Genomic DNA, 15,317 nt, shown 5'->3' with positions numbered 1-15,317 from the left:
GATCGGCCTCGGAGATCTCACCTGCCGTCCGGCGGCAGGTACGGGTCGGGGAAGACTGCGTTGTCACCCCGGTCGACGCCCTGACGCCAGGCGCCGAGATCCCGGTGCACCTCGTCCTCCATGGTCGAGAAGTCGCCCGGCCCGTTACCGTTCCGCGCCTCTTCCGAATAGCCGATGGTGTACGTGTCCGGCCGCCAGACGCCGTCCGGACCTGGGTGACCCGCGTTGTCCAGGGCGATTTTGCCGGTCCACCCGATGTTCTGCGCCAACTGGTTCGGCTTGTGGTCCTCGTCGGGGAAAGCGTCAAAGGTGTGCACATCCGGGCCCATTTCCGCCGCGGCCGGTATTACCCGGGCTTCTTGCATGTCACCGGTCATGATGCGACTGCCTGGCTCAGGGTATTTCTCGAAGAGCGGCTGGTAGTGCTCATACCGTCCCGAGCCACCGTCCCCCGAGTCCGGCGTCAGCGGCGCGGACGCTCGGTCCCGCTGCTCGTCCGTGCGGCTCTTCACCCACGGGTCGACCACGTCGGGGTCGCCGTCTCCGAGATCAACGATGCGGGCGCCCTGGGCCTTCATCGCATCGATCTGCTCCACGGTCAGACTGTCGGCGTCCACGACGTCGGCCGGATCCATCCGGTATTCAGCTTTCTCGTGATTCTCCGCCCTCCGCCGCACCGCGTCGAGGTAGTCGGACTTGAAGAGCTGGTCGCCGCCGATCACAACGATCGGCTCAGGCCGCCCACCAGTTTGCTCGCCCGGTCTGCCCGTCGCTTGGTCGAATCCGACCGCGTTCTCCAGCCTGCGGCTCTTGGCGTCGGCAACCGCGTCACGAAGGCCCTGCCGCTGCACCTCGCTCCGGTCAGCCCGAGGCTGATCCTGGCCGGGATCCCGGTAGTGCGCGCCTTGCGGCCTTTCGCCTGGGTTCTTCTCCGCCGCCCGGATTTGCGGAGCCTGGCCCCGCAGATCGGCTTCAGGCTTCAGGTGCTGGGCCTGATGAAGGCGCCGGTCTCCGGCTTCGCCTCCGGGGCCCCGTGGCGGCGGCTGGAACCGCTCGATGTTGGGCGCGCCCGGCCGTTCTCCCGCCACCGCCTCCCGGGCCGGCGTGGCCTTCGATGCTTCCGCGGTCCTGGGGGCGACGTGACCCTCGGCGGCGCGCTGATGACCGGCCGTGGGCCGGTCGGCGTGGCGGGCCGCGGTGTTCTGCGCCTTCTCCGCGCGGTGGTCGACGTACTGGCCGGCGTCCTGCTTGGCCTCCTTGTGGGCGCGGAACGCGTCCAGCTTCTGCTGGAAGTCTGGGGTCGGCTCGAGGCCACGGGAGGGTGTCCGGTCGGATGGCTTGACCCCGCCCTGGTCGTGGGGCGTCGTGTTGCCCTCCCGCTGCGCCCGCAGGGTGTCCATCTTCTGCTGGACGTCCGGCGCGGGCCCCTGCTCCGGAGGCTTCGGCGGAGGCGGCGGCGGGGTGTCGGTCCGGGTGGTCGGGCTGTCGGCCATGGCGCAAGCTCCTCAGTCGGGCGGCCGGACGGCGGCGTTGAGCAGATCGGGAATCCACTCGCCATCGCGGAAGGTGTCGGTCAACGCGATAGCCAGACGGTTGGCCCACTCGTACGAGCCCGGGGCGGCACCGACCGCGTTCTCGATGGCCGACGGCTCGGACCGCCCGAACGCCACGACCGCCCGGAGCGCGTGGGCGGGCTGATCGATTCCCATCCAGAACCGCACCCAGTCGGCCTGTTCGGCGATCGTGGCGCCCACGATCTCCCGTCCGATCGCCTCCGACCAGACGGCGGCGCGCGAGTCGGCCGGCCCGTCGCCGTCCTGCGCGGACAACGCGCTGAGGATCGAGCCGTGGCGGTAAGCCGGGGCCACATAGGCGGGCTCGTCGGGCGTGCAGGACCCGGTCAGTACATGCGCGGACAGGGCGAACGGGTCGGTCGCCCGGCCCATTCCGGCCGACCGCGAGGCCACCCCCGCGTCCACGGCCTGTGACAGTGCACATTCCCGCAGGCGGGCGGGCATCGCGGCCAGAACGGCAGTCTTCTCCGCCCACAGTTCCGGTCGCGGTTTGCCGGTCAGGTGGGCGACCACCCCGATCTCGGCCCATAAGGTGATCCACGGTTGTTCCTCGAGTAACCGCTGCGCCGTGCGAATTTCGCGCAGTGTGCAGGCGCGGCCGGAACATTCGAGACCGCACGTCGGGCTGCGTCGTCCGATGATCGGGTCGACCGCGGCCGTCGGCGTGTGACCTCCCTGCTCGCGCGGGGTGCCGTCGGGCATGCGGACGAGGACGGGCTGGTCCATGCCGTCGGCGAACACCGCGGCCGTGCCGGGCGGCAGCGTGACCAGGTACTCCGACTGACGAGCGGTGAGGTTGGCGGTAGCGCCGACCGCCTGCCGGTCGTCCGCGGCGGGCAGCCGGTGCATGATCTTGACAGCGGTGTTCTTGATGACGTCCGGCATCAGCTTTCCGGGGATCTGTTCGGCGATGACAAGGCCTTCTCCGTACGCCCGGATCTCCGCCAGCAGCGCGGCGAACAGTTCCACTGCGTGCGCGGCCGGCCCGCCCGGTTCGGTACGACGTAAGAGCCGATGCGCCTCCTCGAATACGCTGAGATGCCGGAGCCCGGCCCGAGCCACGGCCGGGTCGCGCCGGGTCTCGACACGCAGGTGCTCGGTGAGCTGAATGAGCAGCCCGCCCATCAGGAAGGCCTTGTCCCGGTCGTCACCCACGTCCTCGATCTCGAAGACGACGTTGCGCCGCATCAGCTCGGCCAGGTCGAGCGGGTGCCCGCCTTCGAAGAACCGGCCGGTGGTGCCCGTACGCAGACTGGACAGCCGCACCCGGATGAAGCCGCGGACGTTGTCGGTGATCTCCTGCCCGTAGCCGATCCGGTCGACCACGAGTTCGGCACAGCGTTGCAAGTCGTCCAGCGTCGGATAGCGGGGCTGGTGACCGGCGACGCGCGGCTCGCTCAGCGCGAGGTCCCAGCCCAACTCCTCGTAGCAACGGGTCAGCGCCGCGCTCAGCACCTGGGGAAACGGCTCCTCGGCGTCGAACGCGGCCAGGAACAGCGACTGGGTGAGGTCGAGATGGGTCTGCAGCGGGAACCCTTCGGCCGGCCGCAACGGGTTGAACCCGGCCGGCGGCGCGAGCGGGTCACCAGGACGCACCGTGATTACCCGTTCGCCCCCGACACGGTCGGCCATTTGGCGGTACTCGGCCTTCGCCGGTTCCACCACCAGCCACGGCAGGCCCTGGTCGGCCGCGTTCTCAAGCAGGTTGCGGACGGTCTGGGACTTGCCCGCGCCCGTCGCCCCGCAGACGAAGGTGTGCCGGTTGAGGCTGCGGCGCGGCACCTCGAGCGCGCCCGCCGGCTGCCCGCCCCGGTCGAGCACGACGCCTACCGGGACCGAGTCCGGACCGCTCTCGGTCTCGGGTGTCACGTCGAACTCGGAGCGCATCGCGAAACGCAGACCCGGCACCTCCTCGAGCGGTGCCACGGCCAGCGAAGCGAGCAGCGGCGAGCCGGCCAGCACAGGCGAGCCGGGCACGTCCTCCGCGGCCAGCACCTTGTCCAGCTCGCCGACAACGCCGGTCGGGGCCAACGCGTACGGCTGCCGGCCCAGGTCGGCCGAGGCACACAGCAGGCCGCTCACGGCAGACGCGGCCGACGACGAGTCCCCGCCGACGAGCACGTGCACCCGCCACATGCCGGTGGACCGTCCCTGCTGCAGCTCGCGGTGCCGGCGCTGGAGGCGGGTCGCCGCGATCGCCTGCTCGGGCGACTGGGCTTTGGTTTGCGCCTGCCGCTCTTCCTGCGCGACTGCCTTGGCCATGCTTACGATCTCGCCCGGTGGCACCGGCTCCGCCAGCACGAACCAGGCGAACCCGCCGTGCCAGACATGCAGCAGGCACTCGTCGAGAGTCGGACGCAGGTCGTCGTCACGCTGAGCCGGGTCGTCGACCAGCAGGCCGTCGGTAAGTCCGGCCAGGCGGGTCCAATGAGGTACCCGGCGCAGATTGTTCATGAGTTCACCGGGCGCGTACGGCCGGCCCAGCGCGCCCGGCGGCAGGGAGAGCGGTGTGAGGCCGTTCCCGGGGGCGCCCGCGATGCCGCCGGCCGCGAACACCTCGACCGGCGCGCCGGCGGCCCGGCGGCTCCAGCCCAGAAGCATCCCGGCGCCGCTGTGGTAGGCCGACACGATGCCGGCGAGGCGCCGGCTGCGGCCGGCATCAGCGACCTGCTCGTCGCGGGTCGGCGTCGACCGGCGTGGCAGCTCGAGGATCCGGCTGACCGGTAACCCTTCGATCAGGTCCCCGGCGATCCTCACGACCGGCCACCCCAAGGACCCCGGGAGGGCTCAGCCGAATGTGCACCCTCGGTGACCTGCTGTTTCGTCCGCACCGCAGCATCTGGCCGCGGGTACATCGAGACGTGCGGCAGCATGACGATGGCCGGGTCGACCTCGACGGCCTGGATCGTCGTCTCGCGGCCTTCGGACCGGACGTGCACCATCGCGTACTCGGGAAGGTCCTGCAGCGCCCGCGGCTCCACCGTGTACTCGTAGGTTCGCTGCACCGACGAGGCGTCACTCCAGTTCTGGCCGCGGGCTGTCGCCACCGTCTGGGACCAGTTACGGGTCAGGTTCCAGGTTTTCCCGTACGCCCGACCGCGCGTCCGCCGGTTTCCGAACGACATGGTGCCCGACCCGCCGTCCGTACTGGATTGCCCGCTGGTGTCCGAGAGCGTGTGCGTGTCGCTGCCGCCGAGCGTGCGGGTGAGCTGGCTGAGAACGAACTTGTGCCCCTTGCCGATGTAGTCAGCGGCCTGGCTCGCCTCGTGATGGTTGCCGAGCCGCATCAGGGCGACCTCACCCCCACCGATGGTGTGCAGCGCCTCGGCCCGCAGGTGGGCGAAGAACAGCACCAGCCGCACGCCGTTCCGCTCGCACAGCGTGCTGAGTTTCTCGATCGCCCGGTGATCCACCTCGTCGGCGCCCAGCACGACGAGGGAGCCCATCGGCCGCAACCGGCGCCGCACGAGCCGGGTCAGCCAATGCAGGATCAGATCCCGCAACAGGTCATTCTGCGCGTCGCCGCCGTCGGAACCGGTGATCAGGCAGGTCAGCGAGGCAGGCTCCACGGCCTGGGCGGCGCTGCCCATCGCCGCCAGCGGATGCAGGAACGCCTCGATCCGTCGCAGTTGCGGGTAGAGCTGGCGGCGGTTCTCGTCCGGATGCTGGTCGAGCAACCGCTCGATCTCGTCGGATGACAGCACATCCTGACTCCTGCGGTCCGTGAGTGTTCGCAGCGCGGCCAGCAGCCGGGCCAGGCTGGGCCGTTCGCCGAGCACCTCGCAGATCTCGGTCAGCAACAGCCAGTCCTCGGAGCGGTCGGCCCGCCCACCCCGGCCGTCGCCGTGCATCGCTTCGACCAGGCAGTCGACCAGTTCGCCAGGGCTCAGACCGGCCAGGAGGTCGAACTCGGCCAGATCGGCCGGCAGGTGCAGCCGTCGCACGGATCGTTCGGTCGCGGTGGCGAGTCGCATCAACTCGGCGCAGACCCCGTCACCGGTGAAGTCGACCAGGGTCATGGCCCCGCGGGTGGCGAGCAGCGATGCACCGTAGACGGTGACTACGGCCTCCCAACCGAACATGGTGCCGCCGATGATGTCGACACGCCGGTGGCCGGGTGAGGGTGCCGCCGCGACCCATTCGTGCCGGCCGCCGGCGGCGATCCGTTGCTGTTCCTCGTGGTCATCGCGGCGCGCCTCCCACTGGGCGACGGCCGCCCGGTGGCGCGCCGCATGGCCGGCCTCGGTGACGGTTATGGCTCGCCGGATCAGCCACGGTCCGATGGTGGTCAGAATCGCGCCGCCGAGTCCGCCGCAGAAAGAGATCTTGGCAAGGGTGCCGAATAGCGGATTGAAACCACCGTCCAGGTGAATTCGCCAAATGCCGTAACCGAAACAGGCGAATCCCAATGCAATTCCGATCCGGATCGAGCTTCGCCGCCACCGGGCTTTGCTGCGCACCGCGCGGCGGAGGAATTCCTGCAGTCCGGGCGACACCGGCGTGGGCTCCGGCCCCGGTTCTCCGAACGGCTGCGGGGCGTGGTCACGGTCGGCGTAGATCCAACCGAGCCGCTCCCCGGTGGTGGCGAGAAGAACAAACGGGATGTCGTGCGGCGCGACAGTCATCGGAGCGGTTTTCGCTTTCCTGGGACGAGGGTGACGACCGACAGTCAAACAACCCGGCCTCGCCGTCGGAAAGGTGAGTAACTCGCCCGGGTACGCCCGATCGGCTGCCGATTACCGGCCTGCTCGCGCGGATAATGCGTACTCATGACGTGGCTACTGGTGACATTCGGCCTGCTGCTGATCGTCGGGGCCGCCATCGTTCTCAAATGGCAGTTCAGCGAGACGCGATGGGCCGCGCAGGCTTTCCTCGGTCATCGGGCTGGTCGCCGGCGTCAGATGGCGGCGTCTCCGCGTATCCATTGCCTGCCGTGCCACGGCACGGGATGGCTGGGCCGGGAGCCGGAACGCACGCTGAACTTCACCGGCGACGGCTTTGAGGACCGGCACTCCCCGGCCACGACGTGCCCGTCCTGCGGCGGAACGGGGACAGCGCCGGGCCCGCGGTGAGCGGGCCCGGCGCTGCCGGGAAGGTCAGGCGCCGCGCAGGACGGCGCCGCCGGGAAGATCAGGCGCCGCGCAGGACGGCGCCGAAGCGGGAGGTGACCGCGGCCACGGCGGCGTCGCGGGCGGCCAGGGTCTCCTCGGTGGTGAGCGTGCGGTCGGGGGCCCGGAAGGTGAGCTTGTAGGCGAGCGACTTCTTGTTCTCGCCCAGCTGCTCCGACTCGTACAGGTCGAACAGGGACACCGACTCCAGCAGCGGGCCCGCGCCCGAGGCCAGCACCGCGGAGACGTCGGCGGCCGGCACCGCGGCGTCGAGCACCAGCGCCACGTCGATCAGGGCGGGCGGGAACGACGAGATCACCGGGGCCTGGGTGACCGGCGGCAGCGGCAGCGCGTCCAGGTCGAGCTCTGTCACGCAGGTGCGCTTGGGCAGCTCGAACGCGGACACCACGGCCGGGTGCAGCTCGCCCGCGTGGCCCACGACCGTGCCGTCGACCGAGATCGCCGCGCAGCGGCCCGGGTGCCACGGCGCGAGCTCGGCGGCGGCCACCGACACACGGTCGGCAGTGACCCCGGCCGCCGCGATCGCGATCCGGGCCGCCTCGACCGCGTCGGCCCAGGTGGCCGCGCGACCCTCGCCCCACCAGCCGGCCGGCTCGATCTGGCCGGTCAGCGCGACCGCGAGGTGCCACGGCTGCACGGGCACGATCTCGTTGGCCGCGGCCCACTCGTCAGGCGTGGGCCGGCGGTCGACGCCCATCGCGGGCGGGGCGGTCGAGGCCAGGCGGGGCAGGAAGACCGTGCCCATCTCGAACAGCGCCACGTCCCGCTGGCCCCGGCCCAGGTTGCGCCGGAGCGTGCCGAGCAGGGTGGGCAGCAGCGACGTGCGCAGCAGCGGCTCCTGCTCGCTGAGCGGGTTGGTCAGCCGCACGGCGCTGCGCCGCGGGTCGTCGGCCGGGTAGCCGAGCTGGTCGGCCGCGGCCGGCGCCACGAACGGGTACGACAGGACCTCGACGTAGCCGTTCTCGGCCAGCGCGCGGCCCACCGTGCGCCGGCGGTGCTGCACCGCCGTGAAGCCGCTGCCGCCGCGCGCGGGCGGCAGGAGCGACGGGATGTCGTTGTAGCCGCCCAGCCGGGCCACCTCTTCGACCAGGTCGATCGGGGCCAGCAGGTCGGGCCGCCAGGACGGCGGGGTGACCTCGAGCGGGCCGGCCCCGGTGACGTGACAGCCGACCTGCGACAGCAGCGCGGCCACCTGGTCGGTGTCGTAGGCCAGGCCGATCCGCCGCGACGGCAACGCCGGGTCGAGCGTGATCGTCGCGGGCGCGGCCACGTGGTTGATGTCGAGCACGCGCTCGTCGGGCGTGCCGCCGGCGTGCTCGGTCAGGATCTGTACCGCGCGCTCCAGCGCGACCAGCGTGAGCTGCGGGTCGACGCCCCGTTCCCAGCGCTTGGCGGCCTCGCTGAACAGCTTGTGGCGGCGGGCCGTGCGGCCGACCATCACCGGGTCCCAGTGGGCGGCCTCGAGCAGCACGTCGACCGTGTCGGGCTGCCACTCGCTGGTCTCGCCGCCCATGACCGCGGCCAGTGAGATCGGGCCGGTGTCGTCGCAGATCACCATGTCTTCGGCGTCGAGCACGCGGGCCACGCCGTCGAGAGTAGTCAGCTTCTCGCCCGGCTTGGCCCGGCGCACGACCAGGCCGCCGTCGAGCCGGTTGAGGTCGAACACGTGCATCGGCTGGCCGAGTTCGAGCATCAGGTAGTTGGTGATGTCGACGGGCAGCGAGATCGTGCGGATGCCCGCCGCGACCAGGCGCCGCTGCATCCACTCGGGCGAGGGCGCGTTCGGGTCGATGCCACGCACCACACGCGCCGAGAAGCGATCGCAGCCGAGCGTGTCGTCGATCTTGACCTCGTACGGCGTCTCGCCGGTGGCGCCCGCCGCGGGCACAGCGGCGGGGTCGGTGTAGGCGGCGGAGAACACGTACGACAGCTCGCGGGCCAGGCCCCGCAGGCTCATCTCGTAGCCCCGGTCGGGCGTGATCTCGACCTCGACCAGCACGTCGGCCAGCCCCACCACGGGCCGTGCGTCGTCGCCGGGCCGCGCGGCGTCGGGCGCGAGCACGATGATGCCGTCATGATCGCCGCTCAGGCCCAGCTCGGCGGCCGAGCAGATCATGCCGTTCGAGTTCCGCCCGTACGTCTTGCGGGCGCCGATCTTGAAGCCGCCGGGGAGCTCGCCGCCGGGCAGGATGACCGCCACCAGGTCGCCCTCGGCGAAGTTGCGGGCGCCGCAGACGATCTCCTGCGGTTCCGCGCGGCCCACGTCGACGGTGGTGAAACGGATCGGCTTCTTGAACCCGGTCAGTTCCTCGATCGTGAGCACGCGACCCACCACCAGGTCGCCCCGGACGGTGGCGGCCTGGTCGACGATCGACTCGACCTCCATGCCGAGGTTGGTCAGCGCGTCGTCGAGCTGTTCGGCGGTGAGGCCGGCGGGCAGCTCGACGAATTCCCGAAGCCAGGAAAGCGAGGTTTTCATGTGCTCAGACCTCCATTCCGAAGTGGGTGGTGAAGCGGACGTCACCCTCGACCATGTCGCGCATGTCGCTGACCCCGTTGCGGAACATCAGGGTGCGCTCGACGCCCATGCCGAACGCGAAACCCGAGTAGCGCTCGGGGTCGATGCCGCAGGCGGTCAGCACCCGCGGGTTGACCATGCCGCAGCCGCCCCACTCGACCCAGCGCGGGCCGTCGCGATGCTGGGCGAACCAGACGTCGAACTCGGCGCTCGGTTCGGTGAACGGGAAGTAGTGGGGCCGCCAGCGGGTGCGCGCGTCGGGGCCGAACATCGCCTTGGCGAAGTGGTCGAGCGTGCCGCGCAGATGGGCCATCGTGATGCCCTCGTCGACGACCAGGCCCTCGATCTGGTGGAAGACCGGCGAATGCGTGGCGTCGAGCTCGTCGGAGCGGTAGGCCCGGCCGGGGCTGACCACATAGATCGGTGGCTGCCGGGTGAGCATCGAGCGCACCTGACCGGGCGACGTGTGCGTGCGCATGACCAGACCGGGCAGGTCGACGTAGAAGGTGTCCATCGACCCCCGTACGGCGTTGTCGGGCCCGATGTTGAGCGCGTCGAAGTTGGCCCACTCCAGCTCGAGCTCGGGGCCCTCGACGATGTCGTAGCCCATGCCCGCGAACAGGTCACCCATGTGCTCCATGAGCGTGGTCAGCGGGTGGCGCGCGCCGCGGGGGCGGCGGGCCCACGGCAGCGTGACGTCGACGCGCTCGGTGACCAGCACCCGGGCCGCGCGCTCGATCTCGAGCTCCTCCAGGCGGGAGTCGTACGCGCCCTGAATGGACTGGCGGGCCAGGTTGACCCGCTTGCCCGCGTCGGACTTGGCGGCCGGCGGCAGCGAGCCGATCTCGCGGCGGGCCAGCGACACGGGGGCGCGGTCGCCCAGGTGTGCGGACTTGAGCGTGGCCAGCGCGTCCAGGTCGGACGCGGCGTCGAAGGCCGAGCGGGCCTCGCCGACGGCGGCTTCGAGCGCGGCCGGATCGAGCAGGGCGGCCTGCTTCGGATCGTACGGATCGTTGCGGTAGGACATGGTCTCCCTCACACCGGGTTTTGCCAGACGGCAGTCTACGGAGGCACGGCTGGGCCGCAGCCCGCCGGTCAGGGAGATGGGTGTGTCAGACCCGCGGCCCGCGACCAGCGGGCCGGCTAAACAGCGTCATCAGGGTCCCCACGGGCTGAAGCATATCGCGTCAGCCGGGCCGGACGGCGACGACCATTCCGGCGTGGGCCGGGATCGGCGAATCCATGGCGGTCAGCGCGATCCCCGCCGCCTCCAGGGGGATCTCCGAGCCGACGAGCAGGCCCGGGTCGAGCCGGCCCCGCGCCACCAGGTCGAGCATGGGCGGGTAGTCGGCCGCGGCCATGCCGTGCGAGCCGACCACCTGCAACTCGCGGGCCACCACCAGATCCCAGGGCAGCGGGGCGCGGGCGTCCGCTCCGAGCATCAGGCCGACCTGCACGTGCCGGCCCCCGCGGCGCAGGGCGCGCACCGAGGCCTCGGCGGTGGCGGCCGACCCGTAGGCGTCGATCGCGATGTCGGCCTCCTCGGTGATCTCGTGGACGATCACGGCGCCGAGCGAGGCGGCCAGCGAGTTGGCGGCCGGGGACGGGTCGACGGCGAGGACCCGGAAGTTGAGCGCGGTTGCGATCAGGATGGCCGACAAGCCGACGCCGCCGCAGCCGTAAACGGCGATGACAGCGTCGTCCCGTACGGGACCATGGCCGGTCAGGGCGCGGAACGCGGTCGCGAAACGGCACCCCAGCGAGGCCGCCTGCACGAAGCCCACGCTGTCGGGCAGGCGCACGAGGTTGGTGTCGGCCGCGCGCACCACGACCCGCTCCGCGAACGAGCCGGCGTGGGTGAAGCCGGGCTGGGTCTGGTCGGGGCAGATCTGGGCCCGGCCCGCGGCGCAGAACTCGCAGGCGCCACAGCCGTTGACGAAGGGCGCGGTGACCCGGTCGCCGATGTCGAAGCCCTTGACCGTGGGGCCGGTGGCCACGACCACACCGGCGAACTCGTGCCCGGGGACGTGCGGCAGCGGCACCGGGTCGTGGCCGCGCCAGGCGTGCCAGTCGGAGCGGCAGATGCCGGTGGCCCGCACCTCGATCACGGCCCCGTCGGGCGGGCAGATGGGCTCGGCGACCTCGGCCACGCGGGGCGCGGCGCCGACGGCGTCGTAGACGATCGCCCGCATCAGCGCTGGGCCCTTGCCGAGGCGTAGAGGCAGACGGCGGCGGCCGCGGCCAGGTTGAGGCTCTCGGCCCCACCGTAGATCGGGACGCGCACCTGCCGGTCGGCCGCCTCGAGCAGCTCACCGGGCAGGCCGTGCGCCTCGGAGCCGAACAGCCACGCCGTCGGCCGCGCGAGCACGTCGTCGTCGGCCAGAGTGTCCAGGTCGTCCGCGCCGTAGCCGCTGGTGGCGAGCACCTGCAGGCCGGCTTCGCGCAGCGGGGTCACGACGTCGATCGGGGTACGCACCACATCTACATGAAACAACGAGCCGGCCGACGCGCGGACGCATTTGCCGTTGTACGGGTCCACCGCGTCCCCCGCGAAGATGACCGTCCCGGCCCCGGCGGCGTCCGCCGTACGCAGGACCGTGCCCGCGTTACCGGGGTCGCGGATCTCGGCCACGACCGCCACCAGCCGCGGCTTCTTGGCCAGCGCCTCCGCGAGCGGCACGTCGACCTGCTCGCACACGGCCACCAGCCCCTGCGGCTGCACGGTCTCCGCGAGCGAGGCCAGCGCCTCGTCGTCCACCTCGGTGAAGTGCACATCCAGATTCGAGTGCCGGCTCATGGCGTCGGCCGTCGCGAACAACTCCAGCACCACCCCGGCCGCCAACGCTTCCCGCACGGCCTGCGGCCCCTCGGCCAAGAACCGCCCGCTCTGCTCCCGATCGCGCCGGCGCTGCAATTTGCGGGCCGCGACGACACGCGGCGTACGGGACGTAAACGTCATCAACCGATCCAGGTTCTCGATCTTGCGGCGGGCTGAGCCGGGGTTCGCTTTTGGGCGCAACCACTCACTCACGTCGCCCGGGTGGATTTCGCGTTCTGGACGCGCCAGCGGCCAGCGAAAGCCGCCCGGGTCCCCGCGGGAGCGACGGTCCGTACCCCACCCCGCCGGGACATCTTGAAGGTGATCCTCAAGAAACGCCGCAGGCGCCCCCCGAACCCGGGAGACGCCTGCGGAAAAGCCTTACTTACGCGGTCTGGGCGGCAGCGCCACCCGTGCCCTCGGCCGCAACCGCAGCCTTGGCAACTTCGACGATCGCCGCGAAAGCCGCAGCGTCGTTCACCGCGAGGTCAGCCAGGATCTTGCGGTCGACCTCGATCTCGGCCAGCCGCAGCCCCTGGATGAGGCGGTTGTAGGTCAGGCCGTTGGCCCGGGCGCCCGCGTTGATGCGCGTGATCCACAGCTGGCGGAAGTCGCCCTTGCGGTCACGGCGGTCGCGGTACGAGTACTGCATCGAGTGCAGCACCTGCTCCTTGGCCTTGCGGTACAGGCGCGAGCGCTGACCGCGGTATCCGCTGGCGGTCTCCAGCAACGTGCGACGCTTCTTCTGGGCGTTGACTGCCCGCTTGACGCGTGCCATTTCAGTACTCCTAACAGGGGAACGTATGTGGCGCGCGCGTCAGCGGCCCAGCAGCTTCTTAACTTGCTTGAGGTTCGACTCGTCGACGACCGTGGTGCCGGTCATGCGGCGGGTGACGTGCGACGACTTGCCCTCGAGCAGGTGGCGCTTGCCGGCCTTCTGTCGGACGATCTTGCCCGAACCCGTGACCTTCACCCGCTTGCCGGTGCCGGTGTGGGGCTTGAACTTAGGCACTTGGAGCCTCTTTCTGATCTTTCCGCACGACAGGGGGCCCGTTGCGGCCCCCTCCGTGCGGAAAAGCTGTCTACTCTGCGGTTGCGGTGGTTTCCGCGGCAGCTACCGGTTCTTCGGCCGGTGCTTCGCCCTCGCGCGGCTCCCGGCCGGGCTTGGTCGCCACGGCGGCCACGGCCGCGGCCTTGGTCGCGCGGTGCGGTGCGAGCACCATGATCATGTTTCGGCCGTCCTGCTTCGGACTGGCTTCCACGAAACCGAGCTCCGAGATCTCCTCGCTGAGCCTGCGCAGGAGCCGGAATCCCAGCTCGGGGCGGCTCTGCTCGCGACCGCGGAACATGATCGTCACCTTGACCTTGTCGCCCGCCTTGAGGAACCGCACCACGTGACCCTTTTTGGTCTCGTAGTCGTGCGGGTCGATCTTCGGCCGGAGCTTCATTTCCTTGATGACGGTCTGCTGCTGGTTGCGCCGTGCTTCGCGTGCCTTCAGTGCGCTCTCGTACTTGAACTTGCCGAAGTCCATGAGCTTGCACACCGGCGGCCGCGCCATGGGAGCAACCTCGACCAGGTCCAGATCGACGTCCGCGGCCAGCTGGAGAGCGCGCTCGAGCGGGACGATGCCCACCTGCTCACCCTCGGGGCCGACCAGTCGGACCTCACGTGCCCGGATCTGTTCGTTAACGCGTGGTTCGACGCTGATGGGGCCTCCTCAGAACGGTTACACATGCCAATGTCGGTCGGCCCCGTCGCCCCTTTGTTGCAGGGCCGGGAAAGCAGAAGACCTCAGCACATGGCTGAGGCCCGCTCGACCGGTCATCGGCGCCCATGAGGACGCTCCCCGAGCGCTGGATATTCCCCAGCGCTCGGGTGACCGGACCCGGCCCTCAAGGAAAGGGCGGCGGGTGGGAACCAGCGGGCTCCTCTTTCGCGCACACTCTCACGAGCATGCGTGGTCGACGGCGTCAAGCTTACCAGGTGCCGCTGGTCACGCGTCCACCGCGGCCGAGTGCAGCTTTCGCAGGGTGCGCACACCCTCCACGGCGTAGTCCTTGTCGGCCGCCTGCAGCGCGTGGATCGACACCTGCTCCTCGTCGTGCAGCTCGAGCTGGGCCCACGGGGAGTTGCGGTCGAAGCGCACCGCCCGCACCACCGACCACGGCAGCTCGTAACCGCCGACGACGTTGCGAATGCGGATCTTCTCCTCGTCGGCGATCACGCGTGGGCGCAGGAAGGCCAGCACGCCCAGGCCGATCAGGATGCCCAGGCCGATCATGGCGGCCTGGTCGCCGCGCTGGAACGAGCCCGAGTTGTCGAAGCCTGCCGAGCCCTTAAGACCGAAGCTGAGCACGGTGAACAGGATCATGACCGCCACGGCGATCGGGACGGCGACCAGGCGGATCTTCTTGGGGCGATAAGTGACCATCACAACCTGCAATTCGCGATATCGGTCACGAGGATAGCGCGCGCGCCCAGCTCGTAGAGCTCGTCCATCACGCGGTGCACGTCCTTGCGGGGCACCATCGCCTGCACGGCCACCCAGCCCTCGCGGTGCAGCGGCGAGACGGTCGGCGACTCGATGCCGGGGGTGAGCGCACCGGCGTCCTCGAGGAGATCGGCCCGTACGTCGTAGGCCAGCATCACGTACGACCGGGCGACCAGCACGCCCTGCAGCCGGCGGATCAGCTGGGAGACACCGGCCGCCGGCTCCCCCTCGGCCCGGCCGATCATGATGGCGGACGAGCGCAGCAGCGGCTCGCCCAGCGTGACCAGGCCGGCCTGACGCAGCGTGGCGCCGGTCTCGACGACGTCGGCGATCAGGTCGGCCACGCCGAGCCGCACCGCGTTCTCGACGGCACCGTCGAGCCGCACGACGTCGGCCTTGAGCTCGTGCTCGGCCAGGTAGCGCTCGACCACCCCGGGGTAGGCGGTGGCGATGCGCTTGCCTCCGATCTCGTCGGCCGAGGCCAGCGCGCCGGACGGGGCGGCCCAGCGGAACGTGGCGCCGCCGAAGTTGAGGTCGAGCACCTCGGTGGCGGGCACGCCGGAGTCGACGAGCAGGTCACGCCCGGTGATGCCGAGGTCGAGGTCGCCCGAGCCCACGTACGTCGCGATGTCGCGCGGACGCAGGTAGAAGAACTCGACGTGGTTGGCCTCGTCGCGGCAGATCAGGTCTTTGGGGTCGGTGCGCTGGCGGTAGCCGGCGTCACGCAGCATCTGGGAGGCGGGCTGGGACAGGGTCCCCTTGTTGGGGACGGCGATGCGCAGCATT

At 70.8% G+C, this 15,317-nt stretch carries 13 protein-coding genes; 1 reads left to right on the top strand and 12 read right to left on the bottom strand.

The window, feature by feature from the left end; translation table 11 throughout:
- Nucleotides 1–17: 17 nt before the first annotated feature.
- Genes BKA14_RS42545 through BKA14_RS42535 form a run of 3 tightly spaced genes read right to left on the bottom strand, consistent with a single transcriptional unit; the run spans nt 18 to nt 6,199 of the window.
- Entirely contained in the window at nt 18–1,493 is a 1,476-nt protein-coding gene (locus BKA14_RS42545) for a hypothetical protein (RefSeq protein ID WP_184956373.1), read from the bottom strand.
- A 12-nt stretch (nt 1,494–1,505) separates the two neighbouring features.
- Nucleotides 1,506–4,331 carry an ATP-binding protein gene (locus BKA14_RS42540; RefSeq protein ID WP_203722116.1) on the bottom strand — a complete coding sequence of 942 codons (2,826 nt, stop codon included), beginning with the start codon at nt 4,329–4,331 and terminating at the stop codon, nt 1,506–1,508.
- On the bottom strand, nt 4,328–6,199 hold the full coding sequence (locus tag BKA14_RS42535) for a DUF2267 domain-containing protein (RefSeq protein WP_184956372.1): 1,872 nt from the start codon (nt 6,197–6,199) through the stop codon (nt 4,328–4,330). The genes BKA14_RS42540 and BKA14_RS42535 overlap by 4 nt, the downstream gene beginning before the upstream one ends.
- A 159-nt stretch (nt 6,200–6,358) precedes the next feature.
- On the opposite strand from BKA14_RS42535, the gene BKA14_RS42530 reads away from it, so the two are divergent.
- Nucleotides 6,359–6,646 carry a hypothetical protein gene (locus tag BKA14_RS42530; protein WP_184956371.1) on the top strand — a complete coding sequence of 96 codons (288 nt, stop codon included), beginning with the start codon at nt 6,359–6,361 and terminating at the stop codon, nt 6,644–6,646.
- 58 nt (nt 6,647–6,704) lie between these two features.
- On the opposite strand, the gene pheT is transcribed toward BKA14_RS42530, so the two are convergent.
- The 9 genes from pheT to hisG form a co-directional block, all read right to left on the bottom strand.
- Nucleotides 6,705–9,182 carry a phenylalanine--tRNA ligase subunit beta gene (gene pheT, locus BKA14_RS42525; RefSeq protein WP_184956370.1) on the bottom strand — a complete coding sequence of 826 codons (2,478 nt, stop codon included), beginning with the start codon at nt 9,180–9,182 and terminating at the stop codon, nt 6,705–6,707.
- 4 nt (nt 9,183–9,186) lie between these two features.
- The gene (gene pheS, locus BKA14_RS42520; RefSeq protein WP_184956369.1) at nt 9,187–10,248 is read right to left on the bottom strand and encodes a phenylalanine--tRNA ligase subunit alpha; all 1,062 of its coding nucleotides are present in this window, start codon (nt 10,246–10,248) and stop codon (nt 9,187–9,189) included.
- Between the two features lie 160 nt (nt 10,249–10,408).
- On the bottom strand, nt 10,409–11,413 hold the full coding sequence (locus tag BKA14_RS42515) for an alcohol dehydrogenase catalytic domain-containing protein (protein ID WP_184956368.1): 1,005 nt from the start codon (nt 11,411–11,413) through the stop codon (nt 10,409–10,411).
- Nucleotides 11,413–12,180 (bottom strand): TrmH family RNA methyltransferase, encoded by a 768-nt coding sequence (locus BKA14_RS42510; RefSeq protein ID WP_184956367.1) that lies wholly within the window; start codon nt 12,178–12,180, stop codon nt 11,413–11,415. Before BKA14_RS42510 ends, BKA14_RS42515 begins: the two co-directional genes overlap by 1 nt.
- A 244-nt stretch (nt 12,181–12,424) precedes the next feature.
- Nucleotides 12,425–12,817 carry a 50S ribosomal protein L20 gene (gene rplT, locus BKA14_RS42505; RefSeq protein ID WP_133875640.1) on the bottom strand — a complete coding sequence of 131 codons (393 nt, stop codon included), beginning with the start codon at nt 12,815–12,817 and terminating at the stop codon, nt 12,425–12,427.
- Nucleotides 12,818–12,856: 39 nt separating this feature from the next.
- Nucleotides 12,857–13,051, bottom strand: a complete 195-nt coding sequence (gene rpmI / locus BKA14_RS42500; protein WP_184956366.1) for a 50S ribosomal protein L35 — start codon at nt 13,049–13,051, stop codon at nt 12,857–12,859.
- A 70-nt stretch (nt 13,052–13,121) separates the two neighbouring features.
- Complete coding sequence (gene infC / locus BKA14_RS42495; protein ID WP_184957278.1) at nt 13,122–13,748, bottom strand: translation initiation factor IF-3; 627 nt, start codon at nt 13,746–13,748, stop codon at nt 13,122–13,124.
- A 285-nt stretch (nt 13,749–14,033) separates the two neighbouring features.
- On the bottom strand, nt 14,034–14,471 hold the full coding sequence (locus BKA14_RS42490; protein ID WP_184956365.1) for a PH domain-containing protein: 438 nt from the start codon (nt 14,469–14,471) through the stop codon (nt 14,034–14,036).
- Nucleotides 14,471–15,316, bottom strand: coding sequence for an ATP phosphoribosyltransferase (hisG, locus tag BKA14_RS42485; protein WP_184956364.1), 846 nt, complete (start codon nt 15,314–15,316; stop codon nt 14,471–14,473). The genes BKA14_RS42490 and hisG overlap by 1 nt, the downstream gene beginning before the upstream one ends.
- Between the last annotated feature and the right edge of the window lies 1 nt (nt 15,317).

It is taken from the genome of Paractinoplanes abujensis, assembly GCF_014204895.1.
Classification (GTDB): domain Bacteria; phylum Actinomycetota; class Actinomycetes; order Mycobacteriales; family Micromonosporaceae; genus Actinoplanes; species Actinoplanes abujensis.
This window is presented reverse-complemented; position numbering and strand designations above follow the sequence as displayed.